The 26,156-nt window shown below is 73.0% G+C and carries 24 protein-coding genes; 9 read left to right on the forward strand and 15 right to left on the reverse strand.

What is annotated here, in order from left to right; translation table 11 throughout:
* Positions 1–161 precede the first annotated feature (161 nt).
* Entirely contained in the window at positions 162–1,616 is a 1,455-nt protein-coding gene (locus HD595_RS09090) for a flavin-containing monooxygenase (RefSeq protein ID WP_253767495.1), read from the forward strand.
* Here the strand turns inward: HD595_RS09090 and HD595_RS09095 are convergent.
* Positions 1,613–3,382: a gamma-glutamyltransferase family protein gene (locus tag HD595_RS09095; protein ID WP_253767497.1), complete on the reverse strand. Its 1,770-nt coding sequence runs from the start codon at positions 3,380–3,382 to the stop codon at positions 1,613–1,615. The genes HD595_RS09090 and HD595_RS09095 overlap by 4 nt on opposite strands.
* Positions 3,383–3,478: 96 nt before the next feature.
* Between HD595_RS09095 and HD595_RS46670 the strand changes: the two genes are divergently transcribed.
* The 3 genes from HD595_RS46670 to HD595_RS09110 are packed head-to-tail and all read left to right on the forward strand — an operon-like array spanning position 3,479 to position 6,052.
* On the forward strand, positions 3,479–4,597 hold the full coding sequence (locus HD595_RS46670; RefSeq protein WP_253767499.1) for a sensor histidine kinase: 1,119 nt from the start codon (positions 3,479–3,481) through the stop codon (positions 4,595–4,597).
* Positions 4,597–5,244, forward strand: a complete 648-nt coding sequence (locus HD595_RS09105; RefSeq protein ID WP_253767501.1) for a response regulator — start codon at positions 4,597–4,599, stop codon at positions 5,242–5,244. The genes HD595_RS46670 and HD595_RS09105 overlap by 1 nt, the downstream gene beginning before the upstream one ends.
* Positions 5,245–5,299: 55 nt before the next feature.
* On the forward strand, positions 5,300–6,052 hold the full coding sequence (locus tag HD595_RS09110) for a methyltransferase domain-containing protein (RefSeq protein ID WP_253767503.1): 753 nt from the start codon (positions 5,300–5,302) through the stop codon (positions 6,050–6,052).
* Here HD595_RS09110 and HD595_RS09115 read toward each other — a convergent pair.
* Both HD595_RS09115 and HD595_RS09120 read right to left on the reverse strand, forming a co-directional pair.
* Positions 6,027–7,265 carry a methyltransferase family protein gene (locus tag HD595_RS09115; RefSeq protein WP_253767505.1) on the reverse strand — a complete coding sequence of 413 codons (1,239 nt, stop codon included), beginning with the start codon at positions 7,263–7,265 and terminating at the stop codon, positions 6,027–6,029. The two genes, HD595_RS09110 and HD595_RS09115, sit on opposite strands and share 26 nt — an antisense overlap.
* The gene (locus HD595_RS09120; protein ID WP_253767507.1) at positions 7,262–8,194 is read right to left on the reverse strand and encodes a hypothetical protein; all 933 of its coding nucleotides are present in this window, start codon (positions 8,192–8,194) and stop codon (positions 7,262–7,264) included. The genes HD595_RS09115 and HD595_RS09120 overlap by 4 nt, the downstream gene beginning before the upstream one ends.
* 81 nt (positions 8,195–8,275) lie before the next feature.
* Between HD595_RS09120 and HD595_RS09125 the strand changes: the two genes are divergently transcribed.
* Complete coding sequence (locus tag HD595_RS09125; protein ID WP_253767509.1) at positions 8,276–8,917, forward strand: TetR/AcrR family transcriptional regulator; 642 nt, start codon at positions 8,276–8,278, stop codon at positions 8,915–8,917.
* Between the two features lie 417 nt (positions 8,918–9,334).
* Positions 9,335–10,246 (forward strand): sulfite exporter TauE/SafE family protein, encoded by a 912-nt coding sequence (locus HD595_RS09130; protein ID WP_253767511.1) that lies wholly within the window; start codon positions 9,335–9,337, stop codon positions 10,244–10,246.
* A 423-nt stretch (positions 10,247–10,669) separates the two neighbouring features.
* Here HD595_RS09130 and HD595_RS09135 read toward each other — a convergent pair whose 3' ends face one another.
* Together HD595_RS09135 and HD595_RS09140 are read right to left on the reverse strand one after the other, a co-directional pair.
* On the reverse strand, positions 10,670–11,605 hold the full coding sequence (locus HD595_RS09135; protein ID WP_253767513.1) for a CU044_5270 family protein: 936 nt from the start codon (positions 11,603–11,605) through the stop codon (positions 10,670–10,672).
* Positions 11,605–12,168 (reverse strand): RNA polymerase sigma factor, encoded by a 564-nt coding sequence (locus HD595_RS09140; protein ID WP_055501907.1) that lies wholly within the window; start codon positions 12,166–12,168, stop codon positions 11,605–11,607. The genes HD595_RS09135 and HD595_RS09140 overlap by 1 nt, the downstream gene beginning before the upstream one ends.
* A gap of 531 nt (positions 12,169–12,699) precedes the next feature.
* Here HD595_RS09140 and HD595_RS09145 point away from each other — a divergent pair.
* Positions 12,700–14,088: an SEL1-like repeat protein gene (locus tag HD595_RS09145; RefSeq protein ID WP_253767516.1), complete on the forward strand. Its 1,389-nt coding sequence runs from the start codon at positions 12,700–12,702 to the stop codon at positions 14,086–14,088.
* A 19-nt stretch (positions 14,089–14,107) separates the two neighbouring features.
* Here HD595_RS09145 and ald read toward each other — a convergent pair whose 3' ends face one another.
* Both ald and HD595_RS09155 read right to left on the reverse strand, forming a co-directional pair.
* Positions 14,108–15,223, reverse strand: coding sequence for an alanine dehydrogenase (ald, locus tag HD595_RS09150; protein ID WP_253767519.1), 1,116 nt, complete (start codon positions 15,221–15,223; stop codon positions 14,108–14,110).
* A gap of 58 nt (positions 15,224–15,281) precedes the next feature.
* Complete coding sequence (locus tag HD595_RS09155) at positions 15,282–16,664, reverse strand: aspartate aminotransferase family protein (protein ID WP_253767521.1); 1,383 nt, start codon at positions 16,662–16,664, stop codon at positions 15,282–15,284.
* Between the two features lie 231 nt (positions 16,665–16,895).
* Between HD595_RS09155 and HD595_RS09160 the strand changes: the two genes are divergently transcribed.
* On the forward strand, positions 16,896–18,251 hold the full coding sequence (locus HD595_RS09160) for a dipeptidase (RefSeq protein WP_253767524.1): 1,356 nt from the start codon (positions 16,896–16,898) through the stop codon (positions 18,249–18,251).
* 559 nt (positions 18,252–18,810) lie between these two features.
* Here the strand turns inward: HD595_RS09160 and HD595_RS09165 are convergent.
* From HD595_RS09165 to HD595_RS09190, 5 genes are all read right to left on the reverse strand, one after another.
* Positions 18,811–20,040 carry a hypothetical protein gene (locus tag HD595_RS09165; protein ID WP_253767527.1) on the reverse strand — a complete coding sequence of 410 codons (1,230 nt, stop codon included), beginning with the start codon at positions 20,038–20,040 and terminating at the stop codon, positions 18,811–18,813.
* A 119-nt stretch (positions 20,041–20,159) separates the two neighbouring features.
* Positions 20,160–20,582, reverse strand: a complete 423-nt coding sequence (locus HD595_RS09170) for a PIN domain-containing protein (protein WP_253767530.1) — start codon at positions 20,580–20,582, stop codon at positions 20,160–20,162.
* Entirely contained in the window at positions 20,579–20,857 is a 279-nt protein-coding gene (locus tag HD595_RS09175) for a CopG family transcriptional regulator (protein WP_253767531.1), read from the reverse strand. The genes HD595_RS09170 and HD595_RS09175 overlap by 4 nt, the downstream gene beginning before the upstream one ends.
* Positions 20,858–20,901: 44 nt before the next feature.
* Entirely contained in the window at positions 20,902–22,626 is a 1,725-nt protein-coding gene (locus HD595_RS45705) for a multicopper oxidase family protein (RefSeq protein WP_301309479.1), read from the reverse strand.
* Positions 22,619–23,026 carry a hypothetical protein gene (locus HD595_RS09190; RefSeq protein ID WP_253767533.1) on the reverse strand — a complete coding sequence of 136 codons (408 nt, stop codon included), beginning with the start codon at positions 23,024–23,026 and terminating at the stop codon, positions 22,619–22,621. The genes HD595_RS45705 and HD595_RS09190 overlap by 8 nt, the downstream gene beginning before the upstream one ends.
* Before the next feature lie 335 nt (positions 23,027–23,361).
* Between HD595_RS09190 and HD595_RS09195 the strand changes: the two genes are divergently transcribed.
* Positions 23,362–24,609 (forward strand): FAD-dependent monooxygenase, encoded by a 1,248-nt coding sequence (locus HD595_RS09195; protein ID WP_253767536.1) that lies wholly within the window; start codon positions 23,362–23,364, stop codon positions 24,607–24,609.
* 74 nt (positions 24,610–24,683) lie between these two features.
* On the opposite strand, the gene HD595_RS09200 is transcribed toward HD595_RS09195, so the two are convergent.
* From HD595_RS09200 to HD595_RS09210, 3 genes are read right to left on the reverse strand one after another with little or no spacing between them, the layout of a single operon-like run.
* Positions 24,684–25,157: a hypothetical protein gene (locus HD595_RS09200; RefSeq protein WP_253767537.1), complete on the reverse strand. Its 474-nt coding sequence runs from the start codon at positions 25,155–25,157 to the stop codon at positions 24,684–24,686.
* A gap of 54 nt (positions 25,158–25,211) precedes the next feature.
* On the reverse strand, positions 25,212–25,568 hold the full coding sequence (locus HD595_RS09205; RefSeq protein ID WP_253767540.1) for a hypothetical protein: 357 nt from the start codon (positions 25,566–25,568) through the stop codon (positions 25,212–25,214).
* Positions 25,569–25,579: 11 nt separating this feature from the next.
* On the reverse strand, positions 25,580–26,140 hold the full coding sequence (locus HD595_RS09210) for a TetR/AcrR family transcriptional regulator (RefSeq protein WP_253767541.1): 561 nt from the start codon (positions 26,138–26,140) through the stop codon (positions 25,580–25,582).
* Positions 26,141–26,156: the final 16 nt, after the last annotated feature.

A 26,156-nucleotide genomic window follows, 5' to 3' on the forward strand; every position in this document is an offset into this window, starting at 1 on the left:
GCCGACCCGCGGCCTCCCGCACGGCGCCGACGGCCCGTCGACGACGACGGCCATCGGCGCTTTTCGCGCGCCCGCGAGAACTTCGTCCGGCCCATGCCATACCGACCAGTCGGTGTCGTGTGTTTCACTGCGAAGGAGGAGGCCGTCCGGGAGGGGGTGCCATGGCCGGGCCCGGAATCGTGATCATCGGCGCCGGTTTCTCCGGCATCGGCATGGGGATGGGGCTCAGGCGGGCCGGCTACCGCGACTTCGTCGTCCTGGAGCAGGCCGGCGACCTCGGCGGCACCTGGCGCGACAACACCTACCCCGGCTGCGCCTGCGACGTGCCGTCGCACCTGTACTCCTACTCGTCCGCCCTCGAACCCGGCTGGCCCCGCCTGTTCTCCCGCCAGCCCGACATCTGGGCGTACCTGCGCCGCTGCGCCGACCGGCACGGCGTCACCCCGCACATCCGGTACGGCGCCCGCGTCGTGTCCCTGGAGTACGACGAGCGCCGCGGGGGCTGGGAGGTGACCACCGCGGACGGCGAGGTGCTGCGCCCGCGCGCCGTCGTCTCGGCCGTCGGCGCCCTGCGCGTCCCGTCGATCCCCGACCTCCCCGGCGCGCGGACGTTCGCGGGACCGGCGTTCCACTCCTCGCGCTGGGACCACGGGGTGGACCTGACCGGCAGGCGCGTCGCGGTGATCGGCACCGGCGCGTCCGCCGTCCAGTTCGTCCCGCGCATCGCCCCGCGCGTGGCGCGGCTGACCGTCTTCCAGCGCACTCCCCCGTGGATCCGCCCCCGGCCGGACCTCGCGCTGCCGCCCCTGGCCAGGAGGGCGCTGCGGCTGCCGGGCGCCGCCAGGACGCTGCGCGACGTCCTGTACTGGCTGCTGGAGGCGCGCGCCCTCGGCTTCACCGTCCACCCGCGCCTGATGGCCGCGCACGAGCGGGCCGCCCGCGCCCACCTCAGGGCCCAGGTGCCCGACCCGGAGCTGCGCGACCGGCTCACCCCCGACTACACGATCGGCTGCAAGCGGGTGCTCGTCTCCAGCGACTACTACCCGGCGCTCACCCGGCCGAATGTCGAGCTGGTCGCCTCTCCCGCCGCCGGGATCCGGCCGCGCGCCGTCGTGGACGCCACCGGCCGCGAGCACGAGGCCCACGTCATCGTCTACGGCACCGGCTTCCGCGTCACCGACGCCCTGCGCGAGCAGCGGATCGTCGGCCGGGACGGCGTCGAGCTCCAGGACGCCTGGCGGGAGGGCATCGAGGCGTACTACGGCATCACCACCGCCGGCTTCCCCAACCTGTTCTTCCTGCTCGGCCCCAACACGGGGCTCGGGCACAACTCGATCGTGTTCATGATCGAGTCGCAGGTCCGGTACGTGCTCGACTGCCTGCGGCTGCTGTCCAGGACCGGCGCGCGGGCCCTGGACGTGCGGCCGGAGCGGCAGCGCGCCTTCAACCGCCGGCTGCTGGCCAGGCTCGACCCGCTCGTGTGGAACGCGGGCGGCTGCCGCTCCTGGTACCTCGACGAGCACGGCGTCAACCGGACGATGTGGCCGGGGTTCAGCTTCGAGTACTGGGCGCGCACCCTGAAGGCGAACCCCCGCGCGTACGAGCTGATCCGCTAGTCACCGGCCGGCTTGACCACCAGGGCGCTGCCGCCGCCCCGCCGGACCGGCTCGGCCACCGCCCGGACCCGGCCCGGACCGGTGAACTCCAGCGCCGTCGCCGCGCCGATCTCCGCCACGCTCGCGAAGCTGTGCCGGCGCGCCTCCAGCTCGGCCCGGTGCTCCTCCAGGAAGGCCGGCTCGGCCTGGGTCTGCGTGGCGTTGCGCTGCGAGGCGCGCGGAGCCGCCACGGCCTCCGGCAGATCCATGCCCCACACGTACCGGTTGAGCAGGATCTGCAGCACCGTCGTGATGATCGTCGCGCCGCCGGGCGAGCCGACCGCCAGCACCGGCCGGCCGTCCTGGAAGACGATCGTGGGCGCCATGGACGAGCGCGGGCGCTTGCCCGGGCCCGGCAGGTTGGGATCGCCCGGGGCGGGGCCGAAGGTGAAGTCGGTCAGCTCGTTGTTGAGCAGCACGCCGCGGCCCGGCACGACGATCCCGTTGCCGCCGGTGGACTCGATCGTCAGGTTGTAGGCGACGACGTTGCCCCAGCGGTCGGCCACGACCAGGTGCGTGGTCTCCGGCCCCTCGGCGGCGGTCGGCGTGGCCGAGCCGCCCGGGGCGGCGCAGCCGCGGTAGTCGCCGTCCGGCTCGCCGGGCCTGGCCGGCTCGGTCATCGCGAGCGGGCCGACGAGACAGGCGCGTTCCTTGGCGAAGCCGTCGGACAGCAGCTCCTTCAACGGCACGCCGGGGATGTCGCCGACGTACGCGTTGCGGTCGGCGAAGGCCAGCCGGGACGCCTCCAGGTACTCGTGCAGGCCGGTCTGCGGCAGCGCCTCGACGATGTTGAGCGCCTCCCCCACGGTCGAGCCGCCGGAGGACGGGGGCGCCATGCCGTACACGCGCAGGCCCTTGAAGTCGACGCGCGTCGGCTCACGGGTCAGCGCCCGGTAGGCGCGCAGGTCGGACAGCTCCATCAGGCCGGGGCGGACCTTGCGGGTGGCGCCCGGGGCGACGGGCGGCTGCTTGACGGTGGCGACGATCTCCTTGCCGAGCTGCCCGCCGTACAGCCAGCCGGGGCCTCGTCTGCCCAGCTCGCGGTAGGTGTCGGCGAGTTGCGGGTTCCTGAAGACGGAGCCGACGGGCGGCGGCGCGCCGTTCGGCAGGTAGAGGGCGGCGGTGGAGGTGATGTCCTTGAACCTGGCCAGGTTCGCCTGGGTCTGGTCGAAGAACGTCTGGTCGACCACGAAGCCCTGCGACGCGACCTCGATCGCCGGCTGGAGCGCCTGCTTGAGCGAGATCGTGCCGAACCGGCGCAGCGCCAGGTCCCACTGGGCGACCGCGCCGGGCACGCCCGCCGACAGGCCGCTGGTGACGCCCTCCTCGAACGGGATGCCCTCGAACGTCGTGGAGGTCATGGCTCTGGGGGCGGTCTCGCGGCCGTCGATGGTGTGGACCCTGCGGTGCCTGGCGTCGTAGAGGACGATGAAGCCGCCTCCGGCCAGGCCGGCGGAGTACGGCTCGGTGACGCCCAGCACGGCGCCGGCCGCCACGGCGGCGTCGACGGCGTTGCCGCCCTGCCGGAGCACGGCGAGGGCGGCGCGGCTCGCGTCGTGGTCGACGGTGGCCACGGCGCCGCCGTACCCCTCGGCGACGGGCACCTTGCGGGCGGCGGTGGGCTCGGTGAGGACAGGACCGGACGAGGGAGCGGCTGCGGCCACCGCGAGTGAGGCGGTGGCCAGCGTGACGAGGACTGCCGCTGCGGGAGCGATCACACGGCGCATGGCCTCCACGATGGCCCAGGTACGCCCGTCGTGGTAGGGCCCCCTCCGACACTGGACGGACGCGACCGGCCGTCCCGTTGGCCTAGCGTGGGGGACGTGCGAGAGAAGTCCCGATACGCCCCCGTCCTCGGGCTCGTTGTCGCCGTGGCCCAGGTGGTGGCGTCGCAGGGAGCCGCGTACGGGCAGCTGCACATCAGGAAGCCGCTGGACGCGCTGTCCTACACGCTGCTGCTGGTGGGGCCGGCGGCGCTGGTGGTGCACCGCAGGTTCCCGGTCGGCTCGGCGGCCGTCGCGCTGCTGGCCACGTACGCGTACACGTGGCTCAACTACCCGCTCGGCCCCGTCTACGTCGCGCCGACGATCACGCTGATCACCCTGGTCCTGGTCGGGCGGCGGGCGGTGGCGTGGAGCTTCGCCGGGGTCACGCTCGTGGTGTTCCTCGCCTACGGGCATTTCGGGACCATGGGGACGCCCGGGCTCTTCCACGACCTGGCGATCACCGCGTTCATCATGCTCGTCATGGTGGGCTCCGAGCTGTGGGCGATCGCGCGCGAGCGCCGCGCCCAGCAGCAGCGCACGGCCGACGAGGAGGCCAGGCGGCAGGCCAGCGAGGAGCGGCTGACCATGGCGCAAGAGCTGCACGACGTGCTCGCGCACAACATCTCGCTCATCCACGTGCAGGCCGCGACCGCGCTGCACCTCATCGACGACAACCCCGACCAGGCCCGCACCGCGCTGGCCACCATCAAGACCGCCTCCAAGGAGGTGCTCGGCGAGATGCGCTCCGTGCTCAACGTGCTGCGCGAGGGCGCGCCGCGCTTCCCCACCGCCGGGCTCGACCGGCTCGACGACCTGGTCGAGCGCTCCGGCCTGGACGTCACCCTGCGCCGCGAGGGCACGCGGCCACTGCCGCCGCAGGTGGAGCGGGCCGCGTACCGGATCGTGCAGGAGTCGCTCACCAACGCCGCCCGGCACGCGCCCGGCGCGCGGGTGACGGTCCGGCTGGAGTACGGCGAGCGGGAGCTGGCCGTCATGGTCACCGACACCGGCGCGACCTCGCCGCCGGAGCTGTCCGCGCACGGCACCGGCAACGGCATCCCGGGCATGCGCGAGCGCGCCTCCGCCCTCGGCGGCACCCTGGTGGCCGGCCCGTCGGGCGCCGGCTTCCAGGTCTCCGCCCGTCTTCCCCTCCCGCTCTCCCCCGAGGACACGTGATGATCAGGCTGCTCCTGGCCGACGACCAGGCGCTGGTGCGCGCCGGCTTCCGCGCGCTGCTGGACGCCCAGCCCGACATGACCGTGGTGGCCGAGGCCGCCGACGGCGCGGAGGCCGTCCGGCTGTCGGCCGAGCACCTGCCCGACGTGGTGCTCATGGACATCCGCATGCCCGGCACCGACGGCCTGACGGCGACCCGCCGCATGCCGGAGGGGCCGCGCGTCATCATCCTGACGACGTTCGAGCTGGACGAGTACGTCTTCGAGGCGCTGCGCGGCGGCGCCAGCGGCTTCCTCGTCAAGGACACCGAACCGGCGGAGCTCATCCAGGCGGTCCGCGTGGTGGCGGCCGGCGAGGCCCTGCTCTCGCCGAGCGTGACGCGCCGCCTCATCGCGGAGTACGCCTCGCGGGCCAAGGAGCCGCTGGCCACCGGGGCGCTGCGCCAGCTCACGGAGCGGGAGCGCGAGGTGCTGACGCTGGTGGGGGCGGGCATGACGAACGACGAGATCGCGGCCAAGCTGTTCATGTCGCCGGCCACGGCCAAGACCCACGTGAGCCGCGCCATGATGAAGCTCGGCGCCCGCGACCGCGCCCAGCTCGTCGTCATCGCGTACGAGTCCGGCCTGGTCAGACCTGGGTGGGTGTGACCGGCGGGGACAAATCCGGTTGAGGGGGGCGGCCGGGAGTTGGAAGGCTGGCCGTATGCGACGGACGTTCGAGGACCTGGTGGCGGAGGCCGAGGCGGCGCCGGTCGAGGGCTGGGACTTCTCCTGGCTCGACGGCCGCGCCGGCGAGGAGCGGCCCTCCTGGGGGTACGCGCGGCTGCTCGCCGAGCGCATGGCCGGGGCCTCGGCCGCCCTCGACGTCCAGACGGGCGGCGGTGAGGTGCTGGCCGGGCTGCCGGTGCTCGCGCCGGTGACCGTGGCCACCGAGTCGTGGCCGCCGAACGTCCCGGTGGCCGCCGCCCGGCTGCGCGCGCGGGGCGCGGCGCTGGTGGCCGACGACGACGAGCCGCGCCTGCCGTTCCGCTCCGGCGTCTTCGACCTGGTGTGCAGCCGGCATCCGGTGCGGACGTGGTGGGCGGAGATCGCCCGGGTGCTGCGGCCCGGCGGCACGTACCTGTCGCAGAAGGTGGGCCCGCGCAGCGTGTTCGAGCTGGCCGAGTTCTTCCTCGGCCCGCTGGACGGCTCCGCCCGCGTCCCGGAGGCGGCCGGGGCCGAGGCCGAGGCGGCCGGGCTCACCGTGGTGGACCTGCGGGGCGAGCGGCTGCGGATGGAGTTCCACGACGTCGGCGCGGTCGTCTACTTCCTGCGCAAGGTGATCTGGATCGTGCCCGGCTTCACCGTCGAGCGCCACCGGGCGCGGCTGCGCGACCTGCACGACCGCATCGAGTCGGAGGGGCCGTTCGTGGCGCACTCCAGCCGGTTCCTCATCGAGGCGCGCCGTCCGGAGTGAGGGTGCGGGGGCCGCCGCCCAGGGCGTCCACGCAGAGCTGGGCGAACCAGGCGACGCCCGGCAGCATGGCCAGCCAGCCGACCAGCGCCCAGCCGAGGTGGACGTGGGTGAGCGCCGCGGCCAGCGCCCGCACCCCCTCGGCCGTGACGCCGTCGGCCCGTTCGTAGGTGATCCGGCGCAGCCCGCGCGGGTGGTCCTCGGCGGCGGCCACCTCCAGCGCCACCGGGCTCCGGCCGGCGAGCCAGCGGCCGACCGGGGCGCACTGCCCGCACGTCCGGGCCACGTGGATCACCGCCGGAGGCGGCGTGACCGGCCGGAGACGGGGCAGCCAGGGCCGCACCGCCTTCCGGTACGCCTCCCACTGCGCGCCGTGGCGGGCCGCGAGCTGCTCCCCCTCGTGCCAGGCGGCCAGGCCCGCGCCGTACGCGAGCGCGACGGCCGCCGCCCCGAGGAAGACCACGTCGAGGGTGCCCAGCAGCAGGTAGCCGCCGGTCATGGCGGTCTGCATGGGGTTGCGCACGTACGCGTACGGCCCGCCGGTCACCAGCCGCCGCGGCGGGTCGTACGGCAGCGGCGTCCCCCCGCCGGACACCGCGAACTCGCGCACCGCGGCCAGCCCGAGCAGCCCCGGCACCGCCATGGCCTGGGCCAGCAGGCCGAGCGCCCAGGCGGGCTGCCGCCACGCCCCGGTGACCAGCAGCGGCAGCCCCACCCCGAGCCCGGCCGCGAGCGCCACCTGGGCCGCGGCCCGCGCCCGCAGCCGGCGGCCGGTCCACGTCCAGCGGGCGACCAGCAGGCCCGGCACCAGCGCGCAGGCGACCGCGACCGACTCGCCCCGCAGCCAGTCGGGCCCGAGCAGCAGCACCGGCCGCCCCAGCGGCATCACCGCCAGGTCCAGCCAGGCCAGCACGGCGGCCGTGAGCGGCACAGGCGCGCCGGGCGCGGCGAGGGCCGGCACCGCGCCCCACAGCACCGCCCAGCCGAGCAGCAGGTCGACCGGCACGCCCAGCGCCACGGCGCCCTCCGCGTGGAAGCTCCACCAGCCGAGGTGGAGGGCGAGGGCGTTGACGCCGCTCAGCGCGAGCGCGTTCCAGCCGGTGGCGAGGAGGGCGGCGGCGATCCGCGGCTCCTCCGGCCGCCGCACGGCGACGACGGCCGCCACGGCGAGGACCGGCCCCATCAGCGCCACCGCCCTGACCAGCGCCGCGCTCATGACGTGGACGTCATGTCGGCACGTGCGGCGCTCGTCCCGGGTCGTGCGAACGTCTCGGCCAGGTAGCCGGCCGCCTCGCCCAGCCCGTACCGCTGGATCGGCCCGAAGTACCAGGCCGGGTCGAACGTGCGCCGGTAGCGCAGCGACACGGTCAGGTCCGAGCGCGTCCACGCGAACCGGGCCTCCTCCAGGTCCAGCCACCGCGCCAGCGTCGTGTCCGCCACCACGTCGAACACCACCACGCCCGGCCCGCGCTCCTTGACCCGCAGCGTCATCGAGCGCGGCTCCAGGGGAGCGCCGATGCCGAGCGAGCGGCGCGGCGTGAAGGTGATCCGCCGGGTCGCCCCCACCTGGAGCCCCGCGCCCTCGGCCACGAGCGGTCGCGGGAAGCCGAGGCGCAGGAACGCCGACTCCACGCGCGGGAACCGCGGCGCGACCGCCAGCGCGGCCGCCACGTCCGCGCCGCCGGTGGGACGGGTGGCGCTGACCACGTTCTCTCTGGGCAGCGAGGTGGCCCCCGTGGCGCCCTCGCTGACCAGGGCGACCAGCAACGGCGCCAGCACCAGGTGGGCTCCCGGCCCCCTCTTGCGGGCGAAGTCGATGCCCAGCCCCACGAAGAGCCCCACCAGGTAGAACAGCGGCGCCGCGAAGACCAGGCAGACGATCCCCTCCCCCAGCAGCGGCCCGGAGAGCGCCAGCCCGATGGTGATCACCGCCATGGTCGTGCCGAGCGCGCTCTTCGGCCGCGCGACGAGTGCCACCATGATCGCGATGACGGCCGGGATGCCCACGTAGAACACCGCCGTCTCCTCCAGGTGGCCCGCGTGCAGCACCCGGTAGGCGAGCAACGCGGCGAACAGCGCCACCAGCACACCGGCCAGCACCCGCCGTGACCTGCGTTGTTGAACGGGATCCGGCTCCGCGGACATGGCAGACTCCTTGAGCGATCGGTTTAATCGAGTGATTAAACCGTATGATGAGGAGCACGGAACCAGCAAGAGGGAAGATCGATGACCAAGCAGGCAGGAGCGGAGACCCGGGAGCGGCTCATCGAGGCCGCCGCCGAGACGCTGCGCACGGAGGGCTACGCCGGCACGAGCGCCCGCACCATCGCCAAGGCCGCCGGCGTGAACTCGGCGCTGGTCTTCTACCACTTCGGCGGGGTCGACCCGCTGCTGCTCGCGGCCCTCGACCGCTCCTCCGAGCAGCGGATGGCCGCCTACGAGGCCGCCGTGGCCGGGGCCCGGACGCTGGAGGAGCTGGTCACGGTCGCCACCGAGATCTACCGGGCCGACCTGGAGGGCGGCCACATCACGGTGTTCTCCGAGCTGGTCGGGGCCAGCATCGCCCGGCCCGAGCTGCGCGAGGAGATCGTGACGCGGTCGGAGCCGTGGATCGCGTTCGTGGAGCGCAACCTCGACCGCGTCATCGGCGGGTCGCCGCTGGCCAAGCTGCTGCCGCCGCGCGACCTCGCGTACGCGGCGATCACGTTCTACCTGGGCGTCAACCTCTTCACCCACCTCGACGCCGACCGGTCGCGCACGGAGGCGCTGTTCGCGCTGGCCGAGCGGGTGGCGCCGCGCGCCAAGCTGCTCACCGTGCGCCTCCCCCGCCGCCGCGGCTCCAACACCGGCGACCAGGGAGAGACATAACTCTCACTGGCCGCATCCGGGACACCACGTTAGGTTGCCGGTAGAGCGCCGTCAGGGCGCCCGCGGGAGTGGAGGGCGAGGATGCAGGCGGCCGCTCTGCTCGTCTCCGGACTCGCCGCCGGCCTTCTCGCCGGCACCGCCTCCTGCACGGCGGTCCAGGGCGGCCTCCTCGTGGGCCTGTCGGACCGCCGCCTACCGGGGCGGCGCCCTGATCCGCCCGAGACGCGCACGGCATGGCCGAGCGGTGCAGACGAGGACGGACCTGCTGCTTCGGGGGCGAGCGAGAGCGGCCCGGCCGCTTCGGGGGCGGGCGAAGGGAGACTGCCCGCTGCGGGGGCGGGTGAAGGGAGACTGCCCGCTGCGGGGGCGGGTGAAGGGAGACTGGCCGCTTCGGGGGCGGGCCAAGGCGGGCCGGTCGTGGCGGCGCGGGTCGTCATCGGGTGGTTCCTGCTGGGCCGGTTAGCGGCCCACGCCGCGCTCGGCGCGCTGCTCGGATGGCTGGGCGCGGCCGTGCAGCCGCCGCCGGCCGTCCGCGCGGCCCTGCTCGTGGCCGCGGGGTGCGCCGTCGTCGTGTTCGCCGTACGGCTGCTGCGCGGCCCGCGCCACGCCTGCACCCCCCACCGCGGCACATCGAGACCCGACGGAACGACCCGCACGACCCCGCACAACACGCCACCGCACGGCCCACCGCAACCGCACGACCGGATTCGGGAACGGCTGGCGCGGGCACGCGACTGGCTCGCCCGGGGACATCCGCTCCTCCTGGCCGGCTCGCTCGGCTCGGCCACCGTGCTCGTCCCGTGCGGCGTGACGCTCGGCGTGGAGATGGTCGCGGTCACCAGCGCCTCGGCGCTCGGCGGGGCTGCGGTCATGGCGGGGTTCGTGGCGGGCAGCGCGCCCGCGTTCGCGCTGCTGGGATACGTGCTGCGGCGCGTCTCCCGCACCCGCGTGGCCCGCCTGGCCGGGGTGATGGCCCTGGCCGCCGGGCTGTGGACGGCCGGCTCGGGACTCAACCTCGGCGGCTGGCTCCCCGCCGGCGGCACTCCCCCGGCCGAGGCGGTCACCGGCGCGGACAGGCCCGCCGCCGGTCCGGTGACGGTGTGGGCGACCCGCGACGGCTACCGCCCCGGGCTGGTCACCGCCCCGGCGGGCGTCCCGGTCGAGATCGTCTTCAAGCTCGCCGACCCCGGCGCCTGCACCCGTACCGTCACCATCGACGGCCGCGACGTGCCCCTGCCCGCGATCGTCCGACTGCCGCCCCAGCCCCGCGGAACCCTGCGCTACGTCTGCGCGATGGGCATGTACACGGGCTTCATCAAGTTTCTCTAGAACACGCGAACTGATCTCGACTGATCATCCACTGTCATCGAGGCGTGGCGCACGAGTACGTCGCCGCTGCGGTAAAGGTCCCGGCCTCCGATCTGGCGTTGCACGAGTGGGAGGGGCGGACCAGCAAGGCCCACAGGACCGACGCCGACCGGGTGCGGACGGCCCTGCTGGCCCATCTGAAGGACGACCAGATCGAGCCGCCGTCCAAGCAGCGGATGCAACGGATCGTCGGCTCTGCGCTGGACCAGTCCGAGAAGGTTCTGACGCTGCGCATCTCCTCGCGGATCAGCGACGACGTCATCCAACGGTCAGCGAGGCGATCTACCGGGTGGTGCCCGGCGCTGGGACCGGACAGTGCCGTGTACCAGGGCGCCGGTTGGACCGCCGCCCTGGTCATCGTCGTCGGGGTTGATTCTGCTGCGATCAGGAGCGTTGGCCGGGCTGGTTCACGATCTTGGCTTCCAGCTGCGCCGTCAGGCCCACCGTGCCGGCCTTGAAGGTCTCCTTACTGCCATCGGCCCACTTGTAGGTCCGATCCCTCAGCCGCGTCGAGTTGGTGCCCAAATACCGGAAGGTCTGCGGGTCCAGGACGAGATAGTTCCGTGCCTCGGCCTCGGTGATGCTGAACGCGACGCCTCGCCGTCCGTCGGCGACGGGCACATCATGGGTCACCGTGACGCCCTTGATCGTGGGCAGCGCGCGGTAGAGCGCGGCCCGCACCTCGGGGGCGAGCCACTGCTCGGTGATGAGCTGGTTGATCTCCATGAAAAGCATCTCCGGCGGGACGTGGCCGTTGAGCTCCTGCGGCCCCCGGCGGTCCTCGTCGAGGATGGCCGCCTTGATCTTGGCGATCACCCCCGGCGGGGTGACAGGCGGTTTGGCCAGGTCAGCCGGGTTGAAAATCGCGCTGCCCTGGAACATCAGCTTGCCGCCCTGGTACCAGGCCGACCGCTTGCCGTCCACGCTTGTCCACCGTTCCCAGGTGTCACGCTGGTCTCGGTCGACGTCCCCTTCGACCCCGGTCAGCTGCAGTTCCTTGGTGTAGAGCCATTGTCCGGGGCCCGGGGCGGGCGTGGGGTCGTTCTCGGCCGCATGGGCGGCGCGCTCGCCCAGCTCGGCCACGCTGGCCACCGGCGCCATGCCCGGCTCGTCCCTGAGCGCCACGACGGTCCCGCCGACGACCAGGGCCAGAGCCGCCGCCACCACGATCCGCCAGCCGAACCTCCTCGCGCCGGAAGCGGCCGGCTTGCGTGCGGCCTCCGGTTCGTGGATCGCTGTCATCAGCCGCGCCTTGGCAGCAGTCGCGGCGTTGTCCGTCATCGCCGGGGTGTTCCGGCGAAACTCCTTCAGCTCGTTCACTACAGCTCCTCATCCCCCAGCACGTTCCTGGCCTTCTTCCGCGCCCGGTGCAGCCGTGACCGCACGGTCCCCACAGAGATGTCCAGCGCCCGCGCCACTTCCTCGTACGACATGTCCTCCCAGGCCACCAGCAGCAGCACGTCCCGGTGCCCACGCGGCAGCGACGCCAGCGCCCCCGCCAGCTCACGCTCCCTGCCCTGCGCCGCCACCCGGCGTGTCACGGTGTCGTCCAGTGCCTCAGGTAGAGGGTCCACCCCGGTGCGACTCAGCGCCCGCAGCAGCCGTTCCTCCTGCCGCCGATGTCTGGCGATCAACGTGGTGGCGATTCCGTACAGCCAAGGCCTGGCCAGCGCGAACGATGTGTCATACGTCCCGCGCCTGCGGAAGGCCGCCAGGAACGTCTCGGCCACGATGTCGTCGGCGGCCTGCGTGCCGAGCCGCCGAGCCGCGTACAGATGGATCTGCTGGGCGTAGCGGTCGAACAGCGCCGCGAACTGCTCTGGGTCGTGCGCCGAACGACGGATCAGTTCTCCGTCGTCGATCTCGACCGTCTCAGCGCTCAACGCCTCTCCTTCGCGAGTAGGTATTTCACCGTGCTGTCTCCCGAAGGGCGTCACCGGGTTCCCAAAGTTGTGACACGGCGGAACTGTGATGCCGCCACGCGCAGGCGGCAGGTGTAGGCGCTACCCTCCGGGTTCCGCTGGCAGAGATGGACGTGCTGGTCGATGCCGCGCTCGGCAGCACGCTGCGCGAGATTCTCAGAACACGTCCGCGTCCACGGCAAGGGCTGCAGCGTCCGCACCGTGCTGCCGGACGACCGCGGCTACGCTCGACGACAAGGTCGCCGGCACCGAGATCCCTTTGGTCCAAGACTCTGGCCGAGCGCACCGCTGCAGCAGGCGCTGTACTCCTGTGGAGCCGGTGTAAGACCTCAAGGGCGTGAGCCCGGCGGGCGACTGGCGGTGAAGCAGGAAATCCGACCCGTGAGGCTCGGAATCCTCCGGCTGTAAACGGTGGGGAGGAAGTCAACAACTTCTCCTAGCCTCTCGGCGATTACGTTCCGCGTCGGCTCGGTCACATGTCACCCTGTGCGCATGGCGTGGTGGCAAGGTGAGGTGGCGGCGCCGGCCGTCCCGGCCCCGAGGGTCGGCGACGAGCCGGAGCTGGTGCTTGCCGCGCAGGCGGGCGACCCGCGGGCCGCGCACCGGCTCGGCAAGCTCTGCGCCCAGCGCGGCGACCGCTCGGCGGCCCGGCACTGGTGGGAGCGCGCCGCGGCGGCCGGCAACGTCGACAGCGCCTACAACCTGGGCGTCTGGCACGAGAAGCACGGCAGCCTGGAGGAGGCCGTCGCCTGGTACGAGCGGGCGGCCGGGCTCGGCGACGTCGAGGCCGCGGTCAACCTCGCCACCCTGCTGCTGGAGCAGCGCGGCGACCTGGCCTCCGCGCGCGCCTGGTTCGAGCGGGCGGCCCGCTCCGGCTCCCGGGCCGCGGCCCGTCGGCTGGCGTTGATCTGCGAGGACGCGGGCGAGTTGCCCGCCGCGCGGCAGTGGCACCGCAGGGCGGCCGGGGAGGGCGACCACGCCTCCGCCCACGACCTGGGCTTTCTCGCGTACGCGGCGGGTGACGAGGCGGAGGCCGCGCGCTGCTGGGAGCACGCCACCCGGGGCGGCCACGCCGACTCCGCCTATCACCTGGGGCTGCTCCTCCAGGCGCGCCGCGACCCCGAGGGCGCCGAGGCGTACTACCGGCTGGCCGCCACCAGCGAGCATCCGGGGGCGGCGTCCAAGCTCGGCGGCATCGCGCTGTCGCGCGGCGACGTGCGCACCGCGCGGGCCTGGTACGAGCGGGCCGCGAACGCGGGACGCCCGGCCGACCAGCGGATGGCCGGGTACGTGTGCGTGGAGCTGGGCGACCCGGCGGGGGCCGGGCACTGGTTCGGCCGGGCGGCCGCCGCGGGCGACCCGGGCTCGGCCTACGGCTTCGCGCTGCTGCTCATCGCCGAGTACGGCGACCTGGCCTCCGGCCGGCACTGGCTGCGGGTGGCGGCGCAGGCCGGGCACCACCACGCGGCCGTGGAGCTGGGCGGGCTGCTGTCGGCGGCCGGGGAGTACGCCGAGGCGCAGCGCTGGCTGTCCGACCCGCCGCCGCCCGGCTGGGACCGGGTCACCGAGCCGGAGCTGGCCGCGCGGGCCGAGCTGGCCGCCGCGGCGACCGGCCGCCGGGGCGGGGTGCCGCTGTCCGTACAGGAGCTGTCGGAGCTGCTCGGCACGTGGGACCTGGTGACCAGGCCGCTGCGCGACCACAGCGGAGTCGTACGGTGGCTGGTGGAGCGCAGCGGCCTGCACGCGAGCGCGATCGAGCACTTCGCCTCGGTGCGCGGCACGCTGCTGCGGCCCGGCAGCTCGCCCTGGCCGAGCCAGGGCGAGGTCGAGCACGTGCTGGAGACCGCCCGCGACCTGCGGCGCCGCCTCGGCGTCCGGTGAGCGGTCTCAGCAGGGGAGGTCAGACCGCCAGGACGTCGGCCACCGGCGTGTGGTCCAGCCCCAGCGCCTCAGCGACCGGCGCGTTGGTGAGCGTCCCGTCGTGCGTGTTGAGGCCGGCGGCCAGCGCCGGGTCCTTGGCCAGGGCGTCGCGCCAGCCGAGGTCGGCCAGCTTCACCGCGTACGGCAGCGTGGCGTTCGTCAGCGCGTAGGTGGAGGTGTTGGCCACCGAGCCCGGCATGTTGGCCACGCAGTAGAACACCGACTCGTGGACCTTGTAGGTCGGCTCGGCGTGCGTGGTCGGGCGGGAGTCCTCGAAGCAGCCGCCCTGGTCGATGGCGATGTCCACGAGCACCGAGCCCGGCTTCATGCGCGAGACCAGGTCGTTGGAGACGAGCGTCGGCGCCTTGGCGCCGGGGATGAGGACCGCGCCGATGACCAGGTCGGCCTGCAGCACCTCCTGCTCGATCGCGTACGAGGTGGAGACCAGGGTCTTCAGGCGGCCCTGGTAGATGGCGTCGATGAAGCGCAGACGGTCGACGTTCGTGTCGAGCACGGTGACGTCGGCGCCCATGCCGACGGCGATCTGCGCGGCGTTCAGGCCGGAGACGCCGCCGCCGATGACGACGACCTTGGCGGGGGCCACGCCGGGCACGCCGCCCGGCAGGACGCCGCGCCCGCCGTTGAAGCGCATCAGGTTGTACGCGCCGACCTGCGGGGCCAGCCGCCCGGCCACCTCCGACATGGGCGCGAGCAGCGGCAGCGCGTTGCCGACCTGGACCGTCTCGTACGCGATGCCGGTCGTGCCCGCCGACAGCAGCGCCTCGGTGCACGGCCGCGACGCCGCCAGGTGCAGGTACGTGAACAGCACCAGCCCCTCGCGCAGCCGGTGGTACTCCTCGGCGATGGGCTCCTTGACCTTGAGCACCATGTCGGCCTGGGCCCACACGTCGTCGGCGCTGTCGATCATCTTGGCGCCCGCCGCGAGGTACTCCTCGTCCGGGATGTGCGAGCCGAGGCCCGCGCCGCGCTGGACCGTCACCTCGTGGCCGTGGCGCACCAGCTCGTGGACACCCGCGGGCGTGGCGGCGACCCGGTATTCATGGTTCTTGACCTCGGCAGGCACGCCGATCTTCATCGCGGAATCCTTTCGGGACGTGCTCCGGCACGGCGGGCGCCGTGCCGGAGGGGAGGTGTTAGAGGCGAGACCACGCTTCGGTGAGAACGGAGCGGAGGATCGACCCGATCTCGTCGAACTCCCGCGGCCCCGCGATGAGCGGGGGCGCGAGCTGGATGACCGGGTCGCCCCGGTCGTCGGCACGGCAGTAGAGGCCCGCGTCGAACAGCGCCTTGGACAGGAAGCCGCGCAGCAGCCGCTCCGACTCGTCGGCCGTGAACGTCTCCTTCGTGGTCTTGTCCTTGACCAGCTCGATGCCCCAGAAGTAGCCGGAGCCGCGGATGTCGCCGACGATCGGCAGGTCGCGCAGGCCGTCGAGCGTCGCCTGGAACAGCGGCTCGTTGCGGGTGACGTGGCCGAGCAGGTCCTCGCGCTCGAAGATGTCGAGGTTGGCCAGCGCCACGGCCGCCGAGACGGGGTGACCGCCGAAGGTGTAGCCGTGGGCGAACATGTTGTCGCCGTCCTTGAACGGCTCGAACAGCCGGTCGTGGGCGATCATGGCGCCGATCGGCGAGTAGCCGGAGGTCATGCCCTTGGCGCAGGTGATGATGTCGGGTACGTAGTCGAACTTCTCGCCGCCGAACATCGTGCCGAGGCGGCCGAAGGCGCAGATGACCTCGTCGGAGACGAGCAGCACGTCGTACTCGTCGCAGATCTCGCGCAGGCGCTGCCAGTAGCCGGGCGGGGGCGGGAAGCAGCCGCCCGCGTTCTGCACCGGCTCGGCGAAGACGGCGGCGACGGTGTCCGGGCCCTCCATCTCGATGGCGCGGGCCACGCGGTCGGCCGCCCAGATGCCGTACTCCTCGGGCGTCATGCCCTTGACGCCGGTGATCTCGTCGGCGCGGTAGTGGTTGGTGTTCGGCACGCGGACGGAGCCGGGGACGAGCGGCTCGAACATCTGCTTGAACGCCGGGATGCCGGTGATCGACAGGGCGCCCTGCGGGGTGCCGTGGTAGGCGATCTGGCGGCTGATGACCTTGTGCTTGAGCGGCTTGCCGGTGAGCTTGAAGTACTGCTTGGCGAGCTTCCAGGCGGTCTCGACGGCCTCGCCGCCGCCGGTGGTGAAGAAGACCTTGTTGAGGTCGCCGGGCGCCAGGGCCGCCAGCCGCTCGGCCAGCTCGGCGGCCTTCGGGTGGGCGTAGGACCACAGCGGGAAGAAGGCCAGCTCCTGGGCCTGCTTGGCGGCGGCCTCGGCCAGTTCGCTGCGTCCGTGGCCGGCCTGGACGACGAAGAGTCCCGCCAGCCCGTCGAGGTAGCGCTTGCCGTGGATGTCGTAGATGTACGAACCTTCGCCCCGGACGATCGTCGGGATCTCTGCGTGCTGATAGGCGCTATGCCTGGTGAAGTGCAGCCACAGGTTGTCGTGCGCGGCCTTGAGGATGTCGTTTTCCGGCTGCGTCATGGTTATCTTCCCTTGCGTCTGATCTCACCACAGTGTGCATGTTCACCTGCGGATTGCCAAGTGAAAGCGTCGCGACACTCTGCAAGAAAACCGAGATCCGCAGAACCGCTATGTAACCGCTACGAAATCCGCAGTAGATTTGCGAGCGGGTCCTGCTCGTTTCCCGCGCTGTGGGAGCGTCTGTGATCCAATGAGACGTTGACTATCGAAACAACCCCGGGGGACCGTCCCGTGACTCCTGACCAGATCGAGAGAGCCGTCGCCGCCGCGATGCCGCAGGGCGTGGACGAGCTGAGGCGGCTCGCCGCCATCCCGTCCGTCGCCTTCCCCGGGCACCCCGAGGAGCCGGTGTACGCGGCCGCCGCCATGACCGAGGAGCTGCTGCGCTCGGTCGGGCTGCCGCACGTCCAGCAGATCCCCGTCGAGGGCAGTTTCCCCGCCGTGTACGGCGAGGCGCCCGCGCCTCCCGGCGCGCCCACGGTCCTGCTGTACGCGCACTACGACGTGCAGCCCGCCGGTGACCCCGCCGCCTGGCGCACCCCGCCGTTCGAGCCGACGCTGATCGACGGGCAGCTCTACGGCCGGGGCACCGCCGACGACAAGTCCGGCGTCATCTCGCACGTCCTCGCCCTGCGCGCCTTCCAGGGCCGCTTCCCCGTCGGCGTGAAGGTCATCATCGAGGGCCAGGAGGAGTACGCGGGCGAGCGCCTCGAAGCGTTCGTCGACCGCAACCCCGACCTGCTGCGGGCCGACGCCATCGTCGTCGCCGACACCGGCAACCCGCGCGTCGGCGACCCCTCCGTCACCACCTCCCTGCGCGGCATGGCGGCGTTCACCATGGAGGTCCGCACGCTGCGCGAGTCCGTCCACAGCGGGCAGTTCGGCGGCGCCGCCCCCGACGCGCTCGCCGCGCTCATGCGCATGGTCACCTCGCTGCACGACGACAACGGCGACGTCCGCGTCCCCGGCCTGCCGCGCGGCACGTTCCTCGGGCAGGGGCCGTCGGAGGAGGAGTTCCGCCGGACCGCCGGCGTGGTCGACGGCGTCTCGCTCGTCGGCTCCGGCTCGCTGGCCGACCGGCTGTGGGCGTCGTACGCCATCACCGTGACCGGCCTCGACGTGCCGACGGTCTCCGGGGCCATCAACGCCGTCCAGCCGGTGGCCCGGGCCCGCGTCACCGTCCGCATCCCGCCGGCCGGCGACCCGAAGACCACGGTCAACGCCGTCGTCGAGTTCCTGCGCCAGGTGGCGCCGTGGGGCGTCCAGGTGTCGTTCGGCGACTTCACCGTGGGGTCCGGCTTCCAGGCCGACTCCGGCGGCAAGGCCCGCGCGGCCCTCAACCGGGCCATGGAGCGCGCCTTCGGCCGCCCGCCGCGCGACGTCGGCGCCGGCGGCTCCATCCCGCTGGTGAACACGCTGCTGCGGCAGTACCCGGCGGCGGAGATCCTGCTGTTCGGCGCGGAGGACGAGGAGGCGGCGGTGCACGCGCCCAACGAGCGGGTGGACCTGGAGGAGCTGCGCCGCGTCGCCACGACGGAGGCCCTCTTCCTGGCGGAACTCGGCGCCCCGTCGGCGCTCGGGGTCTGACCTTTTGGGGGAAGCTTCACCCCAAGGTCTTCACCTTCGGGAGTCGCTTCGCGACGCGGGGGCTCAGGCAGCGCCCGGTGGGGGGCTCGGCGCCCCCCACACCCCCACAAGGGCGCGGCCCTCGCTCACGCTCGGACGCCCTGATCGGGGCTGCGCCCCGAACCCCGGGCGAGGGGGCTCCCGCCCCCTCGCGCTCCCCTCTCCTCGGCCATGAGGACATCACGGCAGGTCAGCCAGTACGGCCCGCGGCACATGATGCGAAGGAGCCGGTGAACGAAGCACCGAAAACCATGATGATCGCTCCTTGACGACAACCGTTACGCGGGGCAAGCGGCTCACGATGACCCTGACAGAGCTGTGCCCCGGGCTGCGTGCAAGCAGAGGCACTCCCGGGGCTCATGTCAATGCACGGTAGCAAGCCATGCCCGAGCGAGAGAGGCGAAGTGACGGAGCGACGGAGCGACGGAGCGACACGACACCCAGGGATGCAGGGCCGCGGCTTCGGGAGGGGCCGCTGTTTCGGCGAAGTGGTGCGGGCGGTTTCGACGACGGCCGTACCTCATCCGGTGGACCAGAGCACCCACTGGGCCGGGGAGCCCGTCCACCCCAGCAGCCAGGTCCGGGTGGAGTCGGGCTGTGTGGTGACGGCGATCAGGTGCTCAAGGCCGCCGGGCAGCTTCACGGGGATCAGGCGCCCCCGCGTCAGGTGCGTCAGCTCGTTGCCGTCCGTCTCGGGGAGCCACAGTCCCCCGCTCCCGTCAGGGACCATCCGGTAGCCGGTGCGCCAGTCCAGCAGCTTGCCGAGCTGCTGCGACCACGCGGTGCCGTTCCAGTGGAGGATCAGCAGCCGTCCCATGGCGCAGGAAGGGGTCCCCTTGTCGACTACGCAGCCGGGAGCCTGGATGTCGGAGCTGACGCGGCCCATCGCCCAGAGGCCGGCCGGTCGTGCCGCGAAGAGGTCCCTGAGCTGCACGGACGATCGTCGCGCGTCCTGGGGCAGGTCGAGCCTGGGCGAGGGGATCGAGTGCCAGGCCCGCCCGTTCCAGCGGGCGAAGTACGGCACGTTCTCGGCGGCGGTGTAGTCGTCCGCATCCTCGCGCTCCCTCCGGCGGAATCCAGCCGCCCAGGCTTCGTCTGATCCCCGGACGCCGACCAGCTCCGGTGTCATCCCGAGGGCGTATCCGCGGGTGGAGCGAGCCGTCCACCGGACGAGCGCGGATCCCTTCCTGAGCCAGAGCCCGTCGGTGCCGGACGCCGCCATGACGTCCCTCTCGCCCTTCAGGCCGTTCTCCTCGATCCAGCCGCCGCCGTCCCACCTGGCCACGCACCGATCGTCGGACGCGTGTCGGGTGCCGAACACCCACACGGCGCCCTCGCGCGTGGTCAGGACCCGATCCAGCTCCGCGGCGCAGTCGGGGGCGGGCACCGTCCCCCACGCCCGGCCGTCATACCGCCAGACGGCACCGGTGGAGTCCTGATCGGTCCCGGTGCAGCCCTTCTGGCGACTGCCGGCCACCCAGACCTGCCCGTCCCGAGTCGAGGCCACGTCGGCGGGATAGCCGTCGGTGAACGCCACCGCCATGCGCCACCCCTCCCCCGCCGTCATGAGCGGGGGTGTGGTGGCCGCGACGTCCCACTGGCAGGTCCTCGCCGGGTCGGGCGTGAAGACCTTCGCGGCCGGTGAGGGAATCGGCGCCCGGGCGGTGGGGGTGAGCGTGGGGGCGGTGGCGGGGGTGCAGGCTGCCAGGCCCAGCGTCAGCGCGAGGACCGGTGAAAGGGGGGTGCGCACCCTGTTCACGGTATGGCACAGCCACATTACAAGATCACACTGGCTCTACAAGAGGTCCGCTGAGACGCCTCGTCAGCCTGGGCGCTCGCCTGGGGACGAGGCTCGGGAAGCGCCGGACGTCATACCTTCTTGACGACGATCGAGTCCGGGAGCAGCTTCTCCAGGTCGTCCGCGTCCGAGGTGAAGACGGTGACCTGACCCTTCTGCTGTCGCGCGACGACGGCGAGCACGGCGTCGATCGCGTACTTGTGGCCGTGCAGCCCGGCCTCCGTCAGGAGCTGGCGGGCCCGGCGGGCCTGGTCCTTTCCCACGTCGGCGACGTTGAGCCGGGAGAGCACCCAATCCCAGCGTCGCTCAGTGATCCTTCCGTCGCACGCCTCGACCACCGTCATAGGAGAGGTCACCACGTCGGCCTGGCCTCGGGCGGCGAGGTCGAGCAAGGCGATCATCTTCCTGTCGCCCCGCACGGCGAGGGACAGGGCCTCGCAGTCGAGTATGAGGATCCGTGGCGGCTGCCCACGCTCGCCGCTTCGCTTGCTCACGCCGCCTCTTCTGCCTTGCGCTTCCCGCCGGCGCGGCGGCGTTCGTGCTCGGCGTCGAGCTCGTCAAGTTCCTTGCCCGCCGCTGCGCGTTCGTCGTCGGTGACCGGCCCGTACTCTTCCTCGAGCCAGTTCACCAGCTCCAGCAACCGGTCGCGGTCTCGCTTGACGCGCAGCGCCTCGGCGACATAGGCCGACAGGCCACGCTCTGCCGCCTCGGCGCGGATCTCATCGAGGAGCTCCTCGGGAATCGTCACCGTCACTTTCTTGGTTGCCATACTTGAGACCATACTCCTGGTATCGGTCTTCTTACCAGCTGCTCCTAAACGATCTCCAGGTTGGCCATCATCCCCATGTCCTCGTGTTCGGCGTTGTGGCAGTGGAACAGGTAGCGGCCGCGGTAGCCGTCGAACCGGGTGATGATCTCCACTCCCTCGCCGGGCCGCAGTGAGACGGTGTCCTTGAGGCCCGCGTCGTGCGGCAGCGGCGGCCTGCCGCTGCGCGAGAGCACCCGGAAGCCGACCAGGTGCAGGTGGACGGGGTGGTGGACGTCGGCGACGAGCCGCCAGACCTCGACGTCGCCGAGCCGGGCCGTGACGTCGGTGCGGGCCGGGTCGAACGGCAGGCCGCCGATGAGCCAGCCGTGGCCCGCGTGCATCTGCCCGGCGCGGAAGGCGAACTCGCGCACCCTGACGGCGTCCGAGCGCCGCCAGTCCGGCAGGTCGGTGGACAGCGTGCCGGGGACGCGGCTGTCGTCGGCCGCCCTGCGGGCGACGCGGAAGGCCATCACGTCGCGGGTACGGCCGGAGCCGAGCCGGTTGACCAGCCTGACCCGGCCGCCGATCGGGACGCCGGAGAAGTCGACGACCACGTCGTAGCGTTCGGCGGGCGCGATAGGCAGCAGCTTGTGTGTGACCGGGGCGGCGAGCAGCCCCTGGTCGGCGCCGATCTGGACGAGGTCGAGGCGGCGCCCGTCGTCGGTGACCGCTTCGAGTTCGTAGTGGCGGGCGTTGGAGGCGTTGAGGATCCGCAGCCGGTAGCGGGCCGCGTCCACCTCGTGCACGGGCCAGGGCGCGCCGTTGACGAGGATGACGTCGCCGAGGACCCCGGCGAGGTACGGCTCGCGGACGCCCGGTCGTTCCCGCAGGGTGGGGTCGAGGGACGGGTAGGCGAGGCTGCCGTCGGCGGCGAACGCCCGGTCGGCGATCATGAGGGGCAGCTCGCGCGGCCCGGCGGGCAGGCCGAGGGCGTCCTCGGCGTCGTCGCGCACGAGGTGCAGACCGGCCAGGCCGCGCCAGATCGCGGGCGCCGTGAAGTCCATCCGGTGGTCGTGGTACCAGAGCAGCGTGGGCCGCTGGTCGAGCGGGAACGTGTAGTCGCGCGTCAGCCTGCTCACCACGGCGCGCGGGTCGCTCATGCCGTGCCCCGGAGCGGGCTGCGGTCGCGGGGCCGGGCCGCCGTGCTCCATCGCGCCGGAATCACCCATGCCGCCGCGCCGCATGGCGTGGGAATCGCCCGTGCCGCCGTACCGCATGGCGTGGTGCTGCGAACCGCCCATGCCGGGGTGCGCCTGCTGCGAGGCGTCGGGCCAGCCGGCGGGCAGGACGAGGTCGGTCGGGTACCCGTCGGAGGCCGCCGGGGTCCGGCCGCCGTGCAGGTGCACGACCGTCGGGACGGGCAGCTCGTTGCGGTGCGACACGGTGATCGGCCGGCCCCGGCGCGACTCGATGGTCGGCCCCGGGAAGGTCCCGTCGTAGGTCCACAGCGGCGTCCTGACACCGGGCAGGATCTCCGCGCTCGCCTCGCGCTGGACGATCTCGTAGCGGTCGGCGCCGCCGTAGGTGCCGACCGGCTTGAGCACGGCGGGGATCGGCAGCGGCACCTGGAACGGGGGCGGCAGCGGTACGGCGCTGCGCAGTTCGGCGCCGGTGGCCGCCGGGCGGCGGGCCAGCGCGGCCGCGCTCGTCAGCCCGGTGGCGCCCATCAGCCCGAGCGCCCCGCCGATGCCCAGCACGCGCCGCCTGGTCATGCCCTGGCCGTCACGCATTCCCGGCCTCCTCGCGCCGCAGGGGCCGCCGCCATACGTCGATGAACTGCACCGCGACCGCGACGGTCGTCATCACGCCGAGCGGGAGGTGCAACCACAGCGTCCCGTCCAGCCCGGCGAAGTACTGCACCGTCTCGGCCGCCACCACGGCCGCCGTGGTGAGGAACGGCCACGCCTGACGCAGCCGGACCCAGACCGCGATCGCGACGATCAGCTGCACGTATCCGAGGGAGGTGACGACGTTCGCGCCGGCCGTGTGCAGGCTCAAGCCGTCGTAGTCACCGCTCAGGTACACCCCGGCGAACACCGGCTGACCGGCGATCGCCACCGCGTGCGCGCTGACGACGGCCCGCAGCGTCCATCCCGTGGGTGTCGTCCGGGACTCGGCCACGGTGAGCATGGGGATCCCTCCTCACTCTTCTCCGGATGCGCGTACGGCTCTCCCGATGCGCGAACGCCCTCGACACTATGGCCGCACAGCTATCTTGTCTAAGATCTTTATTGCTATGACGTTATGCTCCGGCGGGCATGACGGAGGGGCGTCGTCCGCGGGCGGAGCTCGCGCGGACCGCGTACGACATGGCGGGGCCGCGGCGCGCGGACGCGGCGGTGAGCTGCGCGGCCTCACATTCCGGGGCGCTGCGCTGTCGTACTCCACGGAAGGTCACGCCATCCACGAACCGGCGCTCCGCCGTCACCGCGTGAGTCGCCGGCAACCCGCCAAGGAGAAACCTCATGGACACGACGAACAACGGTGGCCGCCGGGCTCTGGTGGTCGGCCTGGGCATCAGCGGGATCGCGACGGCGCTGCGGCTGCGGCAGATCGGCTGGACGCCGGTCATCGTCGAGCGGGCCGCCGCCCGGCGCTCCGGTGGCTACTTCATCGCGCTGTTCGGCGCGGGCCGCGCCGCGGCCCGGCGCCTGGGCATCCTGGACCGTCTGACCGACCGAGGGCCGGAGGGCAACGCCTACGACGTCGACCGGGCCGGCAACCGCCGCCCCGGGCTCGGCTTCAAGGACTTCCCCGGCCGCCCGTGGATGATGCTGCGGGGGGACGTGGAGGAGGCCGGTTTCGCCGCGCTGCCGTCCGACGTCGAGATCCGCTACTCCACGGTGCCGACACGGATCGAGCAGGACGCCGACGGGGTGGACGTCACGCTGACCGGCGCCGACGGCGGCAGCCCGGTCACCGAACGCTTCGATCTCGTCGTCGGCGCGGACGGGCTGCGCTCCACGGTGCGGCGGCTGGCGTTCGGGCCGCACGAGGACTATCTGCGCCGGATGAACTACATGGTGGTCGCCTTCCAGCTCCCCGCCCCGCTCCCCGGCCACGACCGGACCGACTCCGTCATCCTGGCCGAACCGCAGCGGTCGATGTGGATCTTCCCGTTCAAGGACCGCCCGCCGACCGCGATGCTGAGCTACCACACCGACGACGTGGACGCCGAGTTCACCCGGCCGATGATCGACCGGGTGCGCGAGGTGTTCGGCCCGGAGCCGGCCGGTCCGGCGCTGGGGGCGGCGCTGGACGCACTGGAGTCGGCCGACCAGGTGCTGTTCGACTCGGTCGAGCAGGTGCGCATGGACAGTTGGCACCGTGGCCGGGTCGTGCTCGTCGGCGACGCGGCCTGGTGCGTGACGTTGTACGCGGGGATGGGCGCGTCGAGCGGGATGGCCGGGGCCGACCTGCTGGGCACCATGCTGGCCCGCCACCCTGACAGCGTGACGCGGGCGCTGGCCGCGTGGGAGCGGCAGTTGCGGCCCTCCATCGGCTACCTCCAGGGCAACGGGTTGCAGATGCGCAGCCTGTTCGTCCCGGCCACCCGCTTCGAGCTCGCGCGGCGCAAGGTGATGGTGCGCATGAGCAAGCTGCCGATCACGTCCTCGCTGCTCGTCCACTGGAGGACCAAGGGCAAGGCGGCCCGGATGAAGAACACGGACTTCGCCCACCCCGGCCTCGCGCTCGCCGCCCGGACCCGCTGAGCCGATCCGCGTTCCGCACCGGAGACACCCTTCCGCCGGCGACCGAGAGGCCACCGGCGACCGGCGGGAAGGGCTCACACCTCCGTGTGGGCGCGGAAGCGTTCGTGGGCCGCCTGCTTGGAGATCCCCATCGCGTCCCCGATCTCGGACCAGGACGCGCCGCCCTCGCGGGCCGCGGCCACGGCCCGGTCGAGCAGGGCCCGCTGCCAGGTCTCCACCTGCGACAGCAGGGTGAGGGCGGCGAGGGGGCGCTCGCCCGTGAGGTTCGCGACCTGCTCGCACAGCAGGTTGGACTTGACGACCAGCCAGTTGGGCGGGGCCGCAAGGAGCAGCGGGCCGGCGTGCCGGGTCCAGCGGTCCTCCGCCTGCTTGGCGCCCTCCGGCGTGGGCGGGTATCGGCGCCCGTCGGACCAGCCGCAGGAGCACGCGGCCTGGTAGCCGATGAAGGTGCGGGTGAAAGCTCCGGCGGATCGGGCCAGTTCGCCGCCGGGGAGGACGGGCGCCGCGTATCCCTCGTGGCCGGGGATGTCGGGCATCTTGATCGTCATGGTCGTCAAGATACCCTGACGAGCGGCGGAATCGTCAAGGTTTCCTGACGCTTTTCATCGGACGGTGGTGGCCTGCTCGATGAGCGCCACGGTGGCGCGCGGGTCGGCGACCTCGACCACGAGCCGGGCGTAGCGTTCGTCGGCCAGCGCGATCACGACGGCCTTGACCGGGTCGTGGACGTCCCAGAAGACCTTCTCCCCGTCGAGGTGGAAGGTGCCGGCGGTGATCACTCCGGGGATGTGGGTGCCGGGGGCGCGCAGGCCCTTGAAGCCGGCGACGGCGCCGGGGTCGGCGGTGGCGCCGCGGACGTTGGCCAGCGGGATGACCAGCCGGCTCTTGAGCGCCCAGAGCTTGTCGAGCCCCTCGATCTCCACGACGAGGTTGTCGCCGTCGATGCTGATCTCTGCCATGTCATGCTCCTTCACGTGTGGCGGGTGAGCCGGTGGGCCAGGGCGGCGCCGGCCTGGTCGATGGTCGTGCCGGGGGTGCCGGCTCTGGCGCGCAGCCGGAGCCCGAGGATCGTCGCGGTGAGCGCGAGCGCCACGCCGTCGTCGTCCTGCTCGTCACGGTCGGGGTGCCGCCCGGCCGCCGTCCTGGCGGCCTGGTCGAAGGCGGCCAGGACGGGGGCCAGCTCGTCGGCGACCTCGGGGTCCACCGGCGCGCGTTCGACCGCGGCCATGAGCAGCAGGTTCAGGCCCGCCTCGGTGGCGGGCTCGCCCAGGGCCACGCGCAGCGCCCCGGCGAGGTCGCCGGCGGCGGCGACCCGGTCGACGAGCGGGGCGATGTGGTGCCGCAGGGACCAGCGCAGCGCGACCAGGTACAGCCCCCGCTTGCTGCCGAAGGTCTTGTACAGGCTGTTGCGGTGCACGCCGAGGTGGGTCACCAGGTCGTCCATGGAGATGCCGTCGTAGGACCGGGTGGAGAACAGCTCGGCCGCCGACCGGACCACGGTGGCCTCGTCGAAGCCTCTTGGTCGTCCCATGGCTTGAGCCAACCAG

Origin of the sequence: Nonomuraea roseoviolacea subsp. carminata, assembly GCF_024172185.1 — a bacterium.
In the GTDB taxonomy this organism is placed as follows: Bacteria; Actinomycetota; Actinomycetes; order Streptosporangiales; family Streptosporangiaceae; genus Nonomuraea; species Nonomuraea roseoviolacea.